Origin of the sequence: Psychrobacter proteolyticus, assembly GCF_038155145.1 — a bacterium.
GTDB classification, from domain to species: Bacteria; Pseudomonadota; Gammaproteobacteria; order Pseudomonadales; family Moraxellaceae; genus Psychrobacter; species Psychrobacter proteolyticus_B.
On record NZ_JBAKAY010000157.1, the window covers coordinates 1 to 217 of the forward strand.

Annotated in this window: 1 protein-coding gene; it reads left to right on the forward strand. The window is 48.8% G+C overall.

All coding sequences use genetic code 11. The annotated features are described in order from the left end of the window. Positions 1 to 217: phosphoribosylformylglycinamidine synthase subunit PurQ (locus V6252_RS13340; protein ID WP_341610758.1), on the forward strand; the 217-nt coding region annotated here is incomplete at both ends.

The window sequence follows — 217 nt, forward strand, 5'->3', positions numbered from 1 at the left end:
TCAAAAAGTTGAAGAGCCGTATGTAAACAGTAGCGCTGATTCTGATAACAGCAGACCAAGAGTCGCTATCTTGAGTGATCAAGGCGTCAATGGTCAGACGGAAATGGCAGCAGGCTTTACCCAAGCTGTCTTTGAAGCGGTCGATGTCCACATGAGCGATCTACTCAGTGGACGTATCAATCTACGTGATTTCGACGGTCTGGTCGCTTGTGGTGGC